14 protein-coding genes (1 of these 14 only partly in view) are annotated in these 17,813 nt (G+C 69.2%); 4 read left to right on the top strand and 10 right to left on the bottom strand.

The genetic code is table 11. The annotated features are described in order from the left end of the window. The first annotated feature begins 243 nt into the window (after positions 1–243). Positions 244–1,311 (top strand): TAXI family TRAP transporter solute-binding subunit, encoded by a 1,068-nt coding sequence (locus TMO_RS02050; protein WP_014743918.1) that lies wholly within the window; start codon positions 244–246, stop codon positions 1,309–1,311. 135 nt (positions 1,312–1,446) lie between these two features. Continuing rightward, positions 1,447–3,408: a TRAP transporter permease gene (locus TMO_RS02045; RefSeq protein WP_014743917.1), complete on the top strand. Its 1,962-nt coding sequence runs from the start codon at positions 1,447–1,449 to the stop codon at positions 3,406–3,408. 54 nt (positions 3,409–3,462) lie between these two features. Here the strand turns inward: TMO_RS02045 and TMO_RS02040 are convergent, their stop codons facing one another. The 4 genes from TMO_RS02040 to TMO_RS02025 all read right to left on the bottom strand — a co-directional run bounded on the left by TMO_RS02040 (position 3,463) and on the right by TMO_RS02025 (position 7,738). Further along, entirely contained in the window at positions 3,463–4,776 is a 1,314-nt protein-coding gene (locus tag TMO_RS02040; protein WP_014743916.1) for an NAD(P)/FAD-dependent oxidoreductase, read from the bottom strand. A 135-nt stretch (positions 4,777–4,911) separates the two neighbouring features. Next, on the bottom strand, positions 4,912–5,856 hold the full coding sequence (locus tag TMO_RS02035; RefSeq protein WP_014743915.1) for a DMT family transporter: 945 nt from the start codon (positions 5,854–5,856) through the stop codon (positions 4,912–4,914). Positions 5,857–5,936: 80 nt separating this feature from the next. Then, positions 5,937–6,845: a LysR family transcriptional regulator gene (locus tag TMO_RS02030; RefSeq protein WP_014743914.1), complete on the bottom strand. Its 909-nt coding sequence runs from the start codon at positions 6,843–6,845 to the stop codon at positions 5,937–5,939. Next, complete coding sequence (locus TMO_RS02025) at positions 6,842–7,738, bottom strand: LysR substrate-binding domain-containing protein (RefSeq protein ID WP_014743913.1); 897 nt, start codon at positions 7,736–7,738, stop codon at positions 6,842–6,844. Before TMO_RS02025 ends, TMO_RS02030 begins: the two co-directional genes overlap by 4 nt. Before the next feature lie 106 nt (positions 7,739–7,844). Here TMO_RS02025 and TMO_RS02020 point away from each other — a divergent pair, with 106 nt between their 5' ends. Continuing rightward, a complete protein-coding gene (locus tag TMO_RS02020; protein ID WP_014743912.1) occupies positions 7,845–8,525 on the top strand; it encodes an FMN-dependent NADH-azoreductase in 681 nt (226 codons plus the stop codon). On the opposite strand, the gene TMO_RS02015 is transcribed toward TMO_RS02020, so the two are convergent. From TMO_RS02015 to TMO_RS02000, 4 genes are all read right to left on the bottom strand, one after another. Next, positions 8,500–9,594: a PepSY-associated TM helix domain-containing protein gene (locus TMO_RS02015; RefSeq protein WP_014743911.1), complete on the bottom strand. Its 1,095-nt coding sequence runs from the start codon at positions 9,592–9,594 to the stop codon at positions 8,500–8,502. The two genes, TMO_RS02020 and TMO_RS02015, sit on opposite strands and share 26 nt — an antisense overlap. Further along, positions 9,594–10,856, bottom strand: a complete 1,263-nt coding sequence (locus tag TMO_RS02010; protein ID WP_014743910.1) for a RhtX/FptX family siderophore transporter — start codon at positions 10,854–10,856, stop codon at positions 9,594–9,596. Before TMO_RS02010 ends, TMO_RS02015 begins: the two co-directional genes overlap by 1 nt. Positions 10,857–10,860: 4 nt before the next feature. Beyond that, a complete protein-coding gene (locus TMO_RS02005; RefSeq protein WP_014743909.1) occupies positions 10,861–13,008 on the bottom strand; it encodes a TonB-dependent siderophore receptor in 2,148 nt (715 codons plus the stop codon). Between the two features lie 144 nt (positions 13,009–13,152). Continuing rightward, a complete protein-coding gene (locus TMO_RS02000; protein ID WP_014743908.1) occupies positions 13,153–13,965 on the bottom strand; it encodes a helix-turn-helix transcriptional regulator in 813 nt (270 codons plus the stop codon). Between the two features lie 191 nt (positions 13,966–14,156). Here TMO_RS02000 and TMO_RS01995 point away from each other — a divergent pair, with 191 nt between their 5' ends. Beyond that, positions 14,157–15,542, top strand: a complete 1,386-nt coding sequence (locus TMO_RS01995) for a multicopper oxidase family protein (RefSeq protein ID WP_014743907.1) — start codon at positions 14,157–14,159, stop codon at positions 15,540–15,542. 19 nt (positions 15,543–15,561) lie between these two features. Here the strand turns inward: TMO_RS01995 and TMO_RS01990 are convergent, their stop codons facing one another. After that, positions 15,562–16,341 (bottom strand): DeoR/GlpR family DNA-binding transcription regulator, encoded by a 780-nt coding sequence (locus tag TMO_RS01990; protein ID WP_014743906.1) that lies wholly within the window; start codon positions 16,339–16,341, stop codon positions 15,562–15,564. A gap of 107 nt (positions 16,342–16,448) precedes the next feature. Continuing rightward, a protein-coding gene (locus TMO_RS01985; protein ID WP_014743905.1) for an autotransporter domain-containing protein crosses the window boundary here: on the bottom strand, positions 16,449–17,813 show its 3' end. 1,995 nt of this gene lie beyond the right edge of the window; only the last 1,365 of its 3,360 coding nucleotides appear in the window; the start codon falls outside the window, past its right edge — the gene reads right to left on this strand; it ends in the stop codon at positions 16,449–16,451.

Here is a 17,813-nt window from a genome sequence, read left to right as displayed (position 1 = left end):
GTCACGGTGTTCACGGCATGCGACGGTGCCGTGCCGCGGGGCAGACAGCCGCATTGCGCCACCCGGATTCGCGTAATTCGGGATGGATATGCGCAACGGATTCAATTAAAGATATAAAAACAACGTATAAGGCGATTTATAAGAAGTATCATATACCGATACGAGAAACGCCAAGGCGAGCCGGACCCGCATCCGCATCGACGCGCTCCGTGGGATGGAGCGAAGAGGGGAGAACAGGGGCAGATGACGACGAGCACGGGCCGCGCATGGCGCGGCGGACTGGCAGCCGCCCTGAAAGCGGCTGCCGGAACGATGGCCTTTTGCGTCTGGGTGGCAGCCGGCCTGTCACCGATCGGGCCGGCCGCAGCCGCAGACCCGGTCGAGGTCAAATTCGCGACCATCAGCAATACGTCGGATGAATACGCGTTGGGGGTCACCTGGTCCACCCTGCTCGACAAGACCCGGTCGGGCATCACCATGGAAGTGGTGGCCCATGGCGGCACGCCGAAGCTGCTGCGCGGCGTCGTCGACAAAGATTGGGATATCGGCATCATCGCCTCACCGCATCTGCTCTATGCCCGTGACGGGCTGTTCATGTTCAAGGGCAGGGCCGAGGACGGGAAATACTATGACGACGTCCGCGTACTGCTGACGCTGGAAAGCGGTGTCGCACATTATCTGACGCGCGCCGGATCAGGCATCCGCACCCTGGCCGATCTTCGGGACAAGTCCATTGCGGTCGGCACGCCGGGCGGCTTCTCGGGCACGGTTAATCTCGCCCTTCTGGCCGCCCATGGGCTGGATCCGGCCAAGGGTCAGGTTAAGGCGCAATACCTTGAATACTCGACCGCCATGGACGAGCTGCGCAACGGCATGATCGATGCGGTCTATCTCTGGGGCGGCCTGCCGCAGGGGGCCGTCGCCTCGGCGGCGCTGCAGAGCGACCTCGCCTATGTGGGCCTGGATCCGGTCGCCATGGACAGCTGGCGCAAGACCTTTCCGGCCGCGGATTATTACGATCTGGTCACGCTTGCCCCGGAGCGTATCTCGGCGGCCTATGACGGCCATCTGAAGCCCGAGGCGCCGGTGGTGAGCTGGACGACGCGCATGCAGATCATCGTCCATCGCGACATGCCTGACGATGTCGCCTACCGGCTGGTCAAGACGCTGTGGGAGAACATCGACGAGGTGCGGCATGCCTCGCGCGAACTCTCGATCATGTCGCTCGACGAGGCCGTGCGGAGCGCCAGCGGCATCATTCATCCCGGCGCCAAGCGCTTCTATGTCGAAGCCGGCGTCATGAAGCCCTGATTTCCCGGGCGCCCCCGCCGCCCGCCACAGACGCATCCCGAAGAAGCTCGACCGACCGGCCGGCGGCCTGACCAGGCGCATGGCGGGCCGGCACGGGTCGTTGCGTCTTCCCGACCAGAATCGAGGACACATCCGATGAGCGTCATTACCGACGGCCCCGGCCTCAGGCCGGCGGCCCGTTCCGACGGCTGGACGCGGACCACCCGCGGCCTTGCCGATGCCTGCGGCCTCGCCCTCATGATCTTCATCCTGGCGACGATCGCGTTGGGGGAGCTGCCACTGCCCGTGCAGCGCGGTGCGGTGCTGCTGCTCGGCGCCGCGGCCATCCTGTTTTCCACCCCCACACTGCCCGCCACCTGGCGCAGCGGCCGGGCCGGTCGCCTGGCCGATCGCGCCCTGACCCTCGCTTTTCTGACCGCGATTCTGGCGGCGATGGTCTATGTGTTCATCGACTGGTTCGAGATGTTCTCGTACCGCATGGGCTTTCCGCTGCCTGAAGACGTGATGGTGTTCTGCGCCACGCTGATCGTGACGCTGGAAATCACCCGCCGGGCCTGCGGCATGGGCATGGCCCTGCTGGTGGTCGGCTTCATGGGCTTCGTCTGGGCGGGCCCCTGGCTGCCGGGCGTGCTGCACCATTCCAGCGTCCGGCTGGAAGTGGCACTTGAAGAGATGTTCGGCCAGGGCGGCATCCTGGGCTCGTCGCTCGGCCTGATGGCGTCGATGATCTATGTCTTCGTGCTTTACGGTGCCGTCCTGCGGGCCAGCGGTGCCGGCGACTCGATCATCCGTCTTGCCGGTCGCGCCACCCGGCGCGTTCCCGGCGGGCCCGCCCAGGCCGCCGTCGTCGCCAGCATGGGCTTCGGGTCCCTGTCCGGCTCGGGCCCGGCAAACGTGCTCGCCACGGGCTCGTTCACCATTCCCTTCATGATCCGGGCCGGCTATCGCCCCGCCTTTGCCGGCGCGGTCGAAGCCTGCGCCTCGACCATCGGCCAGATCACCCCGCCTGTCATGGGCATCGTGGCCTTCCTGATGGCCGACATCACCGGCATCCCCTACGTCACTATCGTGATCGCCTCGATCCTGCCCTGCCTGCTGTTCTATGCCAGCATCTCGCTCAGGGTCCTGTTCGCGGCCCGGGCCGGCGGCATGGAAGCGGCCGATGCCCGTGCCGCCGCCGAACTGCCCCCGGTCGACCGGGGGGATGTGATCCAGGGCCTGACGGTCGCCGCATCGGCAGGCAGCATCGTCGCCCTGCTCGCCTCGGGCTATTCACCCGCCTATGCCTGTCTTGCCGGTATCGCGGTGATCTTCCTCGGCGGCATCTGGCATGCGCCGATGCGCATGGGGCCGCGGGTCGTCATGCGCGTCCTGATCGAAGCGGCCCGCGACGGGCTGGGCCTGCTCGCCATGTGCGCCGCCGTCGGCATCATCCTGGCCGTGGTCAACATGACCGGCATCGGCCTCGCCTTCAGCAAGCTGGTTCTGGCGGTCGGCGGCGACGACCTGTTCATGGCGCTTCTGGCCACCATGGCCGCCTCTCTGGTGCTCGGCACCGGCCTGCCCACGACACCCGCCTATCTGCTGCTCGCCTTCACCGTGGTGCCAGCCCTCACCCAGCTCGGGCTGTCGGTGATCACGGCGCATCTGTTCATCTTCTATTTCGGCATCATGTCGGCGATCACACCGCCCGTGGCGCTGTCGGCCTTCTCGGCCGCCTCGATCTCGCGCGTTCATCCCATGCGGCAGGCCATGGCGGCGGTCCGGCTGGGGGCGACCGGTTTCATCATCCCCTTCCTGATGGTCTACCATCCGGGGGTGCTGATCGTGGACCAGGCGCCGCTCACCATCCTCTCTTCCACCCTCGCCTGCCTGGTGGCGGTGACGGCGCTGGCGGCGGCCGATCAGGGCTGGCTGATCCGCCGGCTCCATCCGGGCTGGCGGTTGCTGCTGGCAGCCGCGGCCTTCGGGCTGATCCTGCCCGAGCCCCTGTCCACGGTTGCGGCCGTGGCGGCGCTGGCCCTGGTGATGACGGTCCAGATCGTCCTGGCCCGGCGCGAACGGGCAACGCGGCCCGCCGTGCTTGCCGCAGAGTGAAGTGCCCCGAATCCCGGGTCCCAAATCCCGGGTCACGGGTTCCGGCGCCGCGGCCTACAGCATGTCGCGGAGCCGGAACCATGCCATGGTCGCGACCAGCAGGGGGGTGCGCGCCCAACCGCCGGGAAAATCGATGTGGCGCAGGCCGTGGAACAGATCGAAACGGCTGCGATCACCGGTCACGGCCTCGGCCGCCAGACGCCCGGCCAGCGCCGTGGCGGCCAGGCCGTGGCCTGAAAACCCCTGCAGCACCAGGATCTCGGGCGTCACCGCGGCGAAATGCGGCGTGCGGTCATGGGTGATGTCGACGAACCCGCCCCAGACCTCGGCGGTCGGCACATCGGCCAGATCGGGGAAGATGCCGATCATGGTCCGGCGCATCGCGGTGTCCAGGTTCAGCGGCTCCAGAGTCGAATAGCTGACCCGGCCGCCGAACAGCATCCGGCGGTCGCCGGCCAGGCGGAAATAGTTGAGCGCGAACTTGCAGTCGGACACCGCCACCCGGCCGGGCAGCAGCCGCTCGGCCAATGCCGGATCCAGCGGTTCGGTCGCCAGTACATAGGTGCCGACCGGCATCACCTTCCAGCGCACCTCGGGGATCAGCCGCCCGTTCTCGTGATTGGCGGCGGCGACCACCGCATCGGCGGTGATGCTGCCATGCGGCGTCTCCACCCGGGGCGGCGCGCCCCGGTGAAGGGCGGTGGCCGATGTCTCCTCGAAGATCCGGACCCCCGCCTCTTCGGCCACGCGCGCCAGACCGAGCGCATAGGCCAGCGGATCGAGATGGCCGGCGCCGCGGTCCAGCATGCCGCCGATATAGCGCGGGCTGCCGACATGCTCGCCGATACGGGCGGCGGGGATCAGCTCCGACCGGTCATAGCCCCAGGCGCGCTCGCGGGCCAGCTCCGCTTCCAGCCCCCGCATATGGCGGGGCTTCAGCGCGGCCATCAGAACACCCTCGGCAAAATCACAGTCGATTTCATGACGAGAGATGCGATCGCGGACCAGGTCCAGCGCCTCGACGCTCATCCGCCACATGGTGCGGGCCTTGTCTTCCCCCACCTTGGCGATCAGCCGGTCGGTGCCGGCCGCGAAGCCGTTCAGCAGCTGGCCGCCATTGCGCCCTGAGGCCCCCCAGCCGATTCGCCGCGCCTCCACGACCGCCACGCTGAGCCCGCGCTCCGCCGCCTCGATCGCCGTCGACAGCCCCGCCAGTCCGCCGCCGATGACACAGAGATCGACCCTGAGATCACCCTCCAGCGGCGGCCGCCGGCGCATGCGCCCCAGATTGTCTGCGGCATAGCGCGACCGGACATGCGGTTCGGGCGCAAGCGCCGGGACAGGGGCGGTGGTGACGTCGGCGCACATCGGGGCAGAACCTTCCTTCTGGCAGCACGAGGGCGCCCCCTCTCCGCAGGGAGGGGAGAAAATGCCCGGCGAGAGTAGCCCGGCCAGAGTATCGGGCGCCCCCGCAGGACGGTCAAGGAAGCCGCAAGCCGCAGGTCAACCCAGCCGGCGGCACCCGCGCAGGACGGTCAGCAGCAGCACGCCCGCGGTGATCAGAAGCGCCGCCACCAGATCGATCGGACCCGGCACCTCCCCCAGCAGAGGGGCCGCAAGCGCCATGGTGACCACCGGGATCAACGCACTCAGCGCGGCACCTCCGGCCGCCCCCAGACGCCGGACCGCCTGGTTGAAGGCGTAAAGCCCGAAAACGGTCGCCCCCACCCCCTGATAGATCGCCTGGATTGCCATGTCGGCGACCGGCGCGGTGCCGAACGCCGAGGGCAGGAACAAAGCGTAGACCGGCAGGTAGCAGACGGCCGAGACCACGGCGGCAATCGCCGTGGCGTGCAGACCATCAATGGCGGAACGCCGCAGCACCATCACATAACCCGTCCAGACCAGGGCTGCACACAGGAAGATCGCATGACCCGGGGTCTGGCCCGGCCCCGCGGAAACCGCAGCGATGGTGATACTGCCCGCCAGAACCGCCGCGACGCCGGCCATACGCGGCCGGGTCAGCGGTTCCCCCAGCGCCCTGATGCCGATCAGGGCCACGGCGGCGGTCATCAGCCCCGGGATCAGCGCCGCAGCCTGCCCCGCCGGCGCATATTGCAGCCCGGCGGCCGAAAGCAGGGCATAAGGCGCGCCCCCGCCCAAGACGAGCAGTCCGAGCCCGAGCGGCCCGAGCCGCCGCCAGGCCAGCCCGCGGCGCAGGATCACCGGCGCCAGCAACAGGCCGGCCACCATGAAACGGAGCGCGATGATGTCGAAGGGGCCCAGGCTCGTGCGGACCCCGAAACGGGTCAGGATGAAGGAACCGGACCACACCAGCACCCCCAACAGCCCCCAGGCGAGGCCGATGATGACGGCAGAACCGGACGGCGCGGCGGAGGCCGGGGTCCGACGGATGGACCCGGTCATGGTGGTGTCACGCAGGGGCATGGGAGCGGGCCTTTCTTCGATACCGCATCATCCCACCCAGCCGCCGCGCCGACGTCATGGAATGCACGCATGAGCGGCCATCAGTCCGGCTTATGACCTGCAGCCCGCCATCCCTCGTCTTCCAGCACCCTGAGCAGCAGGTCGACGACGCCCCCCTCCGCGGTCTCGGCGCGAAACACCAGATGCAGCGTGCGGGTGACCGGAGGATCCAAGGGTCGGATGGTCAGCCCGTCCATGTCACCGCGGGGGAAGGACGTCTCCGCGAACAGGGTCAACCCCTGTCCCTGGCGTACCATTTCCAGCGCGGTCGCGAGGCCGGCCGTGGTGATATCGCCGGTCCGCGGCACGGCGCCGCCGCCAAGCAGCGGTTCCACCACCGGCTCGCAGCCCCCCGCCAGCACGAGCGGCCGGCGGGCCAGGAGGGCAACAGGCAGCGATGCCGGCCACAGATCCGGATCGTCTCGGCGCCCCACCACCAGCAGCGCCTCGGGCCGGAGTGCGACCGAAGGCAGCCCCTCGGGCACCACCGAGGTGACGGCGATGTCGGCGAGACCGCGGGCAACCCAATCTCCCACCTCGCCATGGCCACCTTCGAAGGCGCCGGTGACCAGGGTAGGGGCAAGCTGTCGCAACCGCCGGCACCAGCCGGGCAGTGCCCGCTCGGCAATGCTCGGGATTGCGGCGATGCGCAAGGGACGCTCAGGGCGTCCCGAGGCTGCCCGGGCCCGAGCCGCGATGCGGTCGACGGCGGCAACCGCATCGGCAGCATCGGCCAGCAGGGCCTCTGCGATGGCGGTTGCAGTCACCCCGCCACGGGTTCGGACCAGCAGCTCGACGCCGAGCCCCTTTTCGAGTGCCGCAAGCGCCTGCGACGCGCCCGACTGGGTCAGTCCCAGCCGCCGGGCCGCGGCACCGACGCTGCCGGTCTCCACCGCCGCCAGCAGCAACCGCAGCTGGCCAAGAGTGAGCTTCGGCCATGATGCGGTCATGCGGCGCTCCCGGCGGCGATCTCCCGCAGCCAGTCGCGCACCGCGATCACATCCGGTGCCGACCGTTCCGCTTCCGGGATCAGCAGGTGATAGCCGTCCCCCGGCAATTCCGGGCCGAAGGGCGCCGTCAACAGGCCGGCGGCAAGGTCGTCGGCGACCAGGGTCAGGCTGGCGATCAGCGCCCCATGGCCGGCGATCGCCGCCTGGATGGCATGGGCATCGTCGGTGAAGGTGAGCACCGCCGTGCCTGCAGGTTCCAGCCGGCCGGCGGCGCCGGCCCAGGCCCGCCAGTCGGGTACGCGTTCCTGCCGCCGCCAGTCGACCCTGAGCAGCGGCACCTTCTCCAGATCCTCGGGCGACCGCAGGCCCAGCCGCGGGCTTGCCACCACGCCGAAGCGATCGGTGATCAGGGTTTCGGCCACGAGCCCCGGGAACGGCCCCCGGCCGTAGCGCACCGCCAGATCGGCAATGCCGGTGCCAAGCTCGACCACATCATCCGAGGCGTGCAGGCGAAGCTCGTGATCGGGGAACCGCGCCCGGAACCGGCCGAGTGCCGGGATCAGCCGCTTCGCAGTGAACAGGCCGAGTGCGGTCAGTGTCACCGCCCGCCGCGGCGCCGGGGGGCGAAGCGCCGCCACCGCCGCCGCCATGGCGTCGAAGCCGTCGCGCAGTACGGGAAACAGCCGGTCGCCGGCGGGGGTGGTGACCACCTGCCGTACCCGCCGTTCGAACAGGGGCAGGCCCAGCGTCTCTTCCAGCAGGCGGATCTGATGGCTGACGGCGGTGGGGGTGACACCAAGCTCGGCCGCGGCCAGCCGGAAGCTCTGATGGCGGGCCGCCGCCTCGAAGGTCTTGAGCGCCTGGAGTGGTGGCAGCCTGCGGGAAGGGGGCATGGATGAATCCATCTTCATTATCGGCTGAGGGATACGATTTTGTCAGCCGCTGAAATTCAGGGCAATCCTCATGTCATTCACACTCCACAGATGAAGGAGATGCATCATGATCCGGCTGCTGCAAATCGATGCCAGCGCCCGCCCCGGCCGCTCGGGCACAGACCCTCATGGCTCTCACACCCGCCGGCTGACCGCGCGTTTCGCAGACCGGTGGCGGCAGCATCGCCCCGGCGATGAAATCACCTGCCGCGATGTCGGCCTCGCGCCACCGGCCCCCGTCGATGCCGACTGGGTCAGGGCTGCCTTCACCCGGCCTGAGGCGCGCGACGACGCCATGCGGGCCCGGCTTGCCGAAAGCGACCGGCTGACGGCGGAACTCCTTGCCGCCGACATCGTGGTCTTCGGGGCGCCGATGTACAATTTCGGCCTGCCGTCAGCGCTGAAGGCCTGGATCGACAATATCGTGCGGGTCGGTGTCACCTTCGGCTTCGACCGCGCCCGCGGCGACACGCCCTATTGGCCGATGCTGCCGGCGGGCAAGCGGGCGGTGGTCCTGACGGCGCGCGGCGACCTGGGATATGAGCCGGGCGGCATTCAGGCCCATAACGAGCTGGTGGTGCCCGGTCTCGCCGCCCCGTTGCGCTATATCGGCATGGGCGCGGTGGATGTGGTGGCGATCGAGGGCGACGAATTCGGCGACGACCGCCTTGCAACTTCGATCGTCGCGGCGGAGGCGGCAGTGGACCGCCTGGTCGACCGCCTCACCGTCGGCGGCGCAGCCAGATGACGAGACCTGTGACATAGAACACGGGCAGGGCGAGCCCGGCCAGAAAGGCCACCACCTGCCCGGGCCATCCCAGCATCAGCCGGCCGTGCAGCGCGTTCATGACCCCGTGCAGATCCGGACCGCGGGGCATCGCCGTCACGGTGCCACAGCCCGGATCGAGCATACCCGGGTCGACCATGAGCATGCCGGTGGTCGTCGTGACCATCCAGCCCGACCCGGCCGCCATCACACCCAGGAAGGTACCGCTTTGCGATGCGGCGAGCCCCAGGCGCACCGCGGTGGCAGCATCCGGCACGGCTACGCAGGCATCGTCCGGCGCTGGTGGGGCCGCAGCGGCGAGCGGCAGACCACGCCGCGCGGCGCCAATCAGATCGGGGCGCGCAAGCAGCGTGCCGGTCACCGCCACCACCGCCAGCGGCAGCAGCAGCCAGATGCCTGCGGTCACGTGCAGCACCCTGATCTGCCGATGCCAGGGCCCAGCGAGCGACGGCAGCAGCCGGCGGCGCCAGGCACCCGGCCGCCGCCCGCCTTCCGGTCGCCGTGGCCACCAGAGACAGGCCCCCGTCGCAAGCGACAGGCAGAGCACCACCCCGACCACCGCCACCAGCCCGGCGCCGGTCGGGCCGCCAGCCAACGCCCGATGCAGATCCAGCACCTGCGCGAAGGCGAGATCCCCGAACGGGCGGATGCCGAGCAGGTCGCCGCGCGCGGGATCGAAGGTCGCGACAAGAAAGCGCGGACCACCTTCGCCGGCCGGTTCGGTCAACAGGGCAAGCACGGTGGCGACCGGCATCGGCCCGCTGCCGGGGGCCGTGACAGACAGCAGGCGACGCGGCCCGGTTGCGATCGCCTGGGCCGCCTGTACCTGAAGATCGGGCGGCAGGGGCGCCGCGGCAGGATCGACCGGTCTTGCCATCGCCCCCAGTTCCAGGCGGAGCCACGGCTCCTTCACCACAAGGGCGGCACCGGTCACCCCCAGCAGGGCCGCCACCGCCCCGATGGTCAGCCCCAGCCAGAGATGCAGCTGCAGCCAGATCTTCCTCCAGGATGGCCGGACAGGGCGGGGCATCACGGCGCCTCCCTGAGCCCGGCCTCGGCCAGGCGCAGCGCCGCCGACCGCCGGGCATGCAGCACGGCCGCGATCGTGAGACCGGCCGCAACGGCCACCGCCAGGAAGGCAGCACCATAGCCAGCGGCGGCGGCAAAGGCGGTGATCGCCGACGAGGTGCCGATCTCACCCAGATCCCGGGTGCTTTGCACCGAGGTCATGTCGGTACCGGCCTGGCCGGCGGCGGCGGCGAAGCGCATGGCCAGGGCCATGGCCGCGACCGAGGCCGCCCCGGCCCCGAAGGCACCGAGCGAGGCGGCGAGAAAAGGCAGCGACAGAAGCGACGGTCCGGGCGTGAGGGGCAGAAGACCCGCCGCCTGCGCTGCCCAGATCAGTGCCGCCAGCCCCGATGCCCCAAGCCCGACGAACAGCGCCCGCCAGGCGCCGAGGCGCGCCACCATCCAGGCCCCGCCACCACAGCCGAGCAGAATGGTGACGGCACCGGCCGCGATGCCGAGCCGGCCGACCGCCGCGATCGTCCAGCCGGCATCGATCAGGAACAGCTTCCACAGACCAAAGCCGGCGCTGGCGGTGACGGCGGAAAGCAGCGCCACCGCCAGCAGGGGCAGCGCGCCGGGCCGCGCCGCGAACCCCCTGAGACTGGCCCGCATGTACGGCGCAGCCCCAGGCTGCGGGGGTACCCCCTCCCGCCAGAACAGGGCCAGCACCAGCCCGGCCGCAACCACCCCGGCCACCACCAGAAGCGCCCCGGTCAGGCCGATCATGCCGGCCATCACCAGCGTGCCGGAGCCGCCGAAGAAGAAGCCGATCATGGTCCCGCCCACCTGAATGCCGTTGGCTCGGGCCAGATCGCGGCCCTGGAAGTGTTCGGCCGCAAGCCCGTCGGTGGCGGTGTCCTGGGTGGCGCTGGCAAGCGAGGCAAGCGCAAAACCCGCCACCAGCCAGCCCGAGACGGTCTCGGACACCCCCGTCGCCACCACGGCCAGCAGGGTTGCCAGCACCAGCGACTGCATCGGCAGCACCCAGCTCCGCCGACGGCCGAGGCGCGGCGACCACCGGTCGTCGACCAGCGGCGCCCAGAGGAATTTCAGCACCCAGGGCAGCCCGACCAGCGGCAGGAAGGCGAGCCTGTCAAGGGCCGCTCCCTGCTGGCGCAGCAAGCCCGGCAGCGCCTCCATCGCCAGGCCCAGCGGAATGCCCTGGGTCATGTAGAGGACGGCGATCATCAGGAAGGCGAAGGGACGACCGGTTCCGAGGGTCATGGCGTCACCAGCTGTAGCGCAGGCTGGCCACGACCGTGCGCTCATAGCCCAGGCTGCAATTGGCCTCGGACGAGCAGCCGGCGACGTAATAGCGGTCGAAGAGATTGCTGGCATTCACCGCCACCCGCCAGTCGCCCGCCTGATAGCGCACCCCAAGATCGACGAGCGTGACATCGGGCACGGTGAAGCTGTTGCGGGCATCGCCGGCGCTTTCGCCCACATAGCGGACACCGGCCCCCAGCCCCAGCCCGGCCAGCGGCCCGGACTGAACCGTATAGTCGCCCCAGAGCGACGCCATATGATCGGGGATGCCGGTGGGCTTCTTATGCAGATCGGCGCCCAGGCTGCGGGTCACTTCGGGATCCTGCCAGGTGTAGGCGCCGATCAGGCTGACCCCCCTGCCCAGCTCGGCCACCGCCTGCACTTCGATACCACGGCTGCGAATCTCGCCGATCTGGTAACGGGCAGCCGGGTTGGTGGCGCTCGCCGTGACGACATTGGTCTGGGTCAGATCGAACCAGGCCAGGGTGAAAAAGCTGTCGAAACCGTCGGGCTGGAATTTGGCCCCGACTTCCAGCTGCTCCGCCTCCGACGGCCGGAACGCCCGGCCATCGACATCCGTGCCCGAGACCGGCGAGAACGAGGTCGACCAGGAGACATAAGGGGTCAGGCCCGCCTCGAAGGCCCAGGCCGCCCCCGCCCGCCAGGTGAAGGCATCATCTGACTGGCTGGTGCGGGCGTCATCGTCCATATGGTTGGTGACCCGGCTGCGGGCCCAGTCCTGCCTGCCACCCAGGCTCAGCACCAGCCCCTGGGGCAGGCGGATCTGCTGGTGGGTATAGACGCCGATCTGGTCGATCCGGGTGGTGTTGTCCGTGACCTTCAGCGACGGGTTGGCGATCGCCTGACCATAGACCGGGTCATAGAGGTCGATCGGCGTTGCCGCACCCATGAACTGGTAGAAATCCTCGGCGTTGTAGCGGTAATCGAGGCCAAAGAGCGAGGTGACGGACGCCGGCCCCGCCTGCCAGTCCGCCTGGAGCTGGGTGTCGGTGTTGAAGAGATCCGCATCGACACCGAAGCGATAGGCGCCCCGGTTGACCATGGTGCCGTCGGTCGCAAGCGGGGTGTAGGCGTAGACATTGGCCTGATCGAAATCGAGCCGGTCATAGCGGGTGTTCTGACGCAGCTGCCAGCGGTCGTCGAAACGATGCTCGAAAGCCCAACCGAAAGCGGTCTGGGTACGGTCGAATTCGTTGAGCGACGGATCACCGGAATAGCGGGTCATCGGGATCCGCCCGTGCATGTTGGGCAGCACCGTGCCCGAGGCGGGCAGCGGGCCCGGAGTTCCCGCCTCGTCCTGCTGACGGCTGGCGAGCAAAGTGAGGCTGGTATCCTCGCCAAGCGACAGGGTCAGCGCCGGGGCGACATAGATCCGGTCGTCGCGGTTATGGTCGATCTGGGCATCGGCGTCGCGGGCAAGGGCCGTCAGCCGGAACAGGGCGCGGCCGTCATCCACCAGCCGCCCGCTCAGATCCACGGCCGCCTGCAGCCGATCGTGGCTCCCGCCCGAGATTTCCACCATGTGCAGCGGATCGGCGGTCGGGCGCTTGGTGATCGCATTGACCAGCCCGCCCGGTGCCGCCTGACCATAGAGCACCGAGGCCGGGCCGCGCAGCACCTCGATCCGCTCCAGGCCGAAGGGCTCGATCCGGGTGGTCATCTGGTTCGACATCTGCCGGAGCCCGTCGCGATAGAGGCCGAGCGTGGTGGCATTGAAGCCGCGGATGGTGAGCTGGTCGTATCGATTGTCGGCATTGGCGAGGCCGGTGACGATGCCCGGCGTGTAGCGCAGTGCCTCCCCCAGGCTCTGGGCCTGCTGCATCTCCATCTGTTCGCGGGTCACCACCGACACCGATTGCGGCGTCTCGGACAGCGGGGCATCGGTCTTTGTGCCGATGGTCGCGGTCTGGGCGACCACACCGCCGGCCGGCCTCCACGACGCGGGGCGCGTCTCCTGCACCTGAAGGGCGGGCAGGGTCTCGGCATCCTCTGCATCGGCGGCAAAAACCGGCGAGGCCTGGGAAAGCAGCCCGGCAGCAATCAGGAGCGTGGGCGACAGCCGGGCGGAGCCGGAACGGGAGAGCGGCATGAGAGAGGCCTCTGATATCGGCAGGAACGGAGACGGACGGCGCGCGTCATGTTGCGAATGAATCGCATCTGTGGCCGGTCTCCGAAATGCCGGAGGCCTACGATGGCAGGAGTCAGATCTCCGCGGACGGGCGGCGGGACCGGATCAGCGCAGCCGCCCGGGCGAGATGCCGAAACGGCGGCGGAAGGCGGTGGACAGATGATTGGGGCTGTAGCCGACCCGATAGGCCGCCTCGGCGACCCCCATCTCGCCGGTCGATATCAGGCGATAAGCCAGATGTAACCGTTCCTCGGCGACGAAATCGGCGATGCTGGTGCCGAACTGGCGACGGAAGCCGTCGGTCAGCTTGCGCACATTCATCCCCACCCGCCTTGCCAGCACCGGCAGCGTCGGCGCATCGGCCGGCGCGGTCTTCAGGATGTGATATGCCTCTCGCAACCGTTCCAGATCGCGGCTGGTCAGGCGCGCACCCCGGCCATCGGTCTCAAGGAAGCCGGCTGCAACCGTCGCGACCAGTTCCAGCCCTTTGGCCGCTCGCCAGGCCCGGCCGACACCGCCCGAGAACGGGCAGGTCGCGATCTGCAGGGCCAAAGCGCAGGCCGTCCGCCCGGCCCGGGCCTGGTGAATGCCGGGTGCGCCGGATCCGGCGCCCAGCCGTTCAGCATCGCTGCCGAGCAGATCATCGCGAGAGGTGGGATCGAGGGCGATGGTCACGTAGCGCACACCATCCTGCGCCGTCATGCCGTGGCGGGTCTCGAAGGCCCGCTCGGCCACCAGCAGGCAGATGGCCGGCCCGGCGATGTCGAGATCCCTGCCGCCGTCGACCGTCAGGCCGAAACGACCGCTCATGACAAGACCCAGCTTCAGACCGGGCAGCACCGTCTCTGTCGGCAAGGCCGACGGATCAGCGCGGAAGACACCATCCGCAACCGCGATGCTGAACGAGGAGACCGACATGCGCACACCTCCAGCCCCCGTCGACGGGGCAGGACAGGAATCACTTGCCGCGACCCTAGCATTTATTGAGAATCAGTCGCAACAAAGCCCGACCCGGCAGCTGCGGCGATTTGCGCGGGGCTGGCGGCTTGAAACTCGCGCAGGTCCTGCCAGGATCGGCCCGGTAGTTCCATGACAAAGGGCAGTCGACAATGGCCGTGACCCGCCGCGAACTCCTGCTCGGCAGCGCCGCCGGCCTCGCCATCGCCGCCGGCACCAGCCTGATCACCCGCCGGGGCATGGCTGCCGCCGACCTGACCCTGCCGGTGAGCGGGCTCGACCATCCGATCGTGCCGGGCACGGTCACCCGCGACATGATGAGCTTCGCCACCGACGGCCCGCCGCCGGTGCTGCGCATGCGCCGCGGCCGGCCGTTCACCGTCGATGTGGTCAACAACCTGGCCGAGACGACCGTGGTCCACTGGCATGGCCTGCGGATCGACAACGCCATGGACGGCGTGCCCTATCTGACCCAGGCCCCGATCGATCCGGGGCAGAGCTTCCGCTACACCCTGACGCCGCCGGATGCCGGCACCTTCTGGTACCATCCCCATTGCAACACGCTGGAACAGATGGGCCGCGGCCTGACCGGGCTGCTGGTGGTGGAAGAGGACGAAGATCCCGGCTTCGACCGGGATCTGCCGCTCAACATCCGTGATTTCCGCCTGGGTCAGGACGGCCAGTTCATCGAATTCTTCCGCGCCCGTGCCGCCGCCCGTGGCGGCACGCTGGGCACGGTGTCGACCGTGAACTGGCAGGTGGAGCCGGTCTACGATCTGCCGGCGGGCGGGCTGATCCGCCTCAGGCTGGCGGTCACCGACGTCACCCGGGTCGGCCTCTACGAGGTGACCGGCGGCGAGGCGCAGGTGATCGCACTCGATTCCAACCCCCTGGCCCGGCCGCTGCCGCCCCGGGGCGTGCTGCTGGCCCCCGGCCAGCGCGCCGATATTGCGCTACGCATGCCCGACAGCGCGGACGAGATCGTCACCCTGGCCCTGCGCCTGCCCCAGGGGCCCCAGCCCATCGCCCGCTTCCGGCCGGCCGGCAAGAGCGCCCGGCGCAGCTTGATGGAGCTGAAGCCGCTGGTGGCGAACCCGGTTGCGGAGCCCGATCTGGCCCGGGCGGAGATCCTGGAATTCGTCTTCGGCTGGTCGCCCGGCGGCAAGCCGCCGGTCGCCAGCATCTGCGGCACGCTGGGCTACACTTTCTGGTCGATCAACCGCATCGCCTGGGAAGGCGATACCCCCGACCCGATGGCGCCGCTCGCGGTTCTGAAACAGGGGAAGCCCTATGTGCTGCGGCTGCGGAACGAATCGCCCAACGACCATCCGATCCATCTTCACGGGCTGACCTTCCGGCTGTTGCGGTCGGACAAGCGCGAGATCCTGCCGCTGCTCACCGACACCGCCCTGCTGCAATCCGGCGAGACCATGGACGTGGCCCTGGTCGCCGACAATCCCGGCGACTGGGCCTTCCACTGCCACGTCATCGAACATCAGAAGACCGGGCTGACCGGCTATCTGCGCGTCGAGGCCTGAGGTCCGCCATAAGCCGCGGTCAGCCGCCCGCCAGTTCCACCCCCACCCCGGCCACGGCGAGCAGGGCCGTGATCGCGGGCGGCGGCGGGGTATCGGTCACCACCAGGTCGACCTCGGTGATCACCGCCAGCGAGACCAGACCACGGCGGAAGAACTTGCTGCCGTCGACCGCCAGAATGGTGCGCTTCGCCTGCTGCATGGCCGCGCGCACCGCCTGCACCTCGCCATGATCGTCATCGCCCATGATGCCGTGCTCGTCGATGCCGCTGACCGAGATCACCGCGGTGTCGAAGCGGAAGGCGCCGATGAAATCGACGGTCTCGTGGCTGAAGACGCCGGCATCGACATGGCGGACGAACCCGCCCGGAACCGCGACGGTGGCGCTTTCCACCTCGCTCAACAGGGCTGCGCTGCGCAGGCTGTAGGTCACGACCCGCAGGTTCTGCCGCCCGGTCAGCGCCTGCGCCACCGCTTCGCAGGTGGTGCCGGTGTCGAGGAAGACCGCTGATCCGTCCCCGACCAGCTCTGCCACCCGCGCACCGATCCGGGCCTTGCCGTCGGCATTCTCGACCCGGCGCTGACGATAGGTCGGCGGGTCTATGGGCGGCGCCGCAAGCGTGCCGCCGCCGTGGAGCCGGCGGACCAGCCCCGCCTCTTCCAGATCGATGAGATCGCGGCGGGCCGTCTGGGTGGTCACCCCGAAGCGGGTCGAAATCTCGTCGAGCGAGATGAAGCGATGTTGCTGAAGATGCGCGACGAGTTGCGCCTGCCGTCGGCTCTTCTTGTCCGTGTCGTCCATTCGTCCCCCGAAACCGGATGAGGTCTCGCGTCGATAAGACCTCACTATATACGCGGACGGGGAGGGGGTGTCCCCCTCCCCGTCCGTTCTGACGACGGTGACTGCGATCAGAACTGAATGCGCAGCTTCGCGGTGACCGAGTGGTCGGTGACGTCGCCGCCGAACTGGCCGCCATAGCCGACCGACAGGGCGGTGTCGTCGGTGAGCCCGACCTCGAGACCGGTGCGCAGGACGGCGGTGTTCTCCGCAATCGCGGCACCGGTCACGCCAAAGCCCGAGCCGCCGACGGCGAAGCGCAGATCCGCATCGGGGTCGACATCGCCGAAGGCATGACGCCAGCCCAGTTCCGCCCGGAAGGCCGCCGGGGTCTCACCCAGGCCGAATTCCTGCACGGTGCGCAGGCCGAGGGTCGTGAAGGTGGTGCGCATGTCGACGCCATCGCCCGCGAGGGCCGCAGCACCGCCGGTCTCGGTGAAGTCGTCGCCCGACAGGCTGATATGGGCCACGCCGGCGAAAGGCTCGAAAGCGCCATGGCTGGTGTCGAAGCGATAGTTCACCTCGCCGAAGACCTGGGCGGCATTGACGTCGTAATCCGCGGTCAGGGTTTCAGTGGTGCCGGCATAGGCGACATGGCGGGTGGTCTCGGCGTCGTTCAGGCTGTAGGCCGCACCCAGATGCGCGCCGAAGCCGCCCATGCGGGTCGCGGCATAAAGACCGACATGATAGCTGTCGGCATCGAGCTTGCTCCCCGTGCCGTCCTGCTTGACCGAAGCCTGACCGAAGCCGGCGAAGGCACCGATCCGCCAGTTTTCGCCGACCGCGGCATCCAGGCCGAACAGCGTGCCCGAGGTGTTGCGGTCGATCGAGGTGACGTCGTCGCCATCATTCGAGCCCCAGGCACCATAGGCCTGCAGCCACATCCGCCCGGCGCCGAAGGCCGCCGAAGCCGGGGCCTCGATGCCGGCACTGCCGGCGCTGAGCGCGCCCTGGGCGGCGACCACGTCGCCGACCGCCATCGCACCCTGCATCAGCGCACCGGCCGCCGAGGCATGCAGCTCGCCCGACAGGCTGTCGAAGGCGGCACTCGCCGTCCCGGTGTCGGTCAGCACCACCGCATCATAGACGGCATTGCCCATGGCGAGGCTTTCGACCGCGGCGGCCGTGGCGCGCTGATTGGCCGTGCCGGCCACGCTCCTGAACGAGGTGTCGTTGCGCTCCAGGCGGAGCGTGACGTCCTTCGCCCCATAGCGGAGCGTCGGGTCGAGGAAGGCCAGAGAACTGGTCACGGTGCCGAAGCTGCCGGTCACACCCTCTTCCGCGGTCAGGATGGTGTAGTCGGTCAGCGGCGCATAATTGCCGCCCGCCGCCATCGCCAGCACCGACCCCGCAAGGGAGGCGCTGCCGGTGACATCGACCCGATCCGCCTTGCCGTCGGCATCCACCTCGACCTCGTAAACCGAGCCCTCGGCCAT

The sequence above is a fragment of the Tistrella mobilis KA081020-065 genome, from assembly GCF_000264455.2.
Classification (GTDB): domain Bacteria; phylum Pseudomonadota; class Alphaproteobacteria; order Tistrellales; family Tistrellaceae; genus Tistrella; species Tistrella mobilis.
Note: the sequence above shows the minus strand (reverse complement) of the source record. Positions and strands in the feature narration are given on the sequence as shown.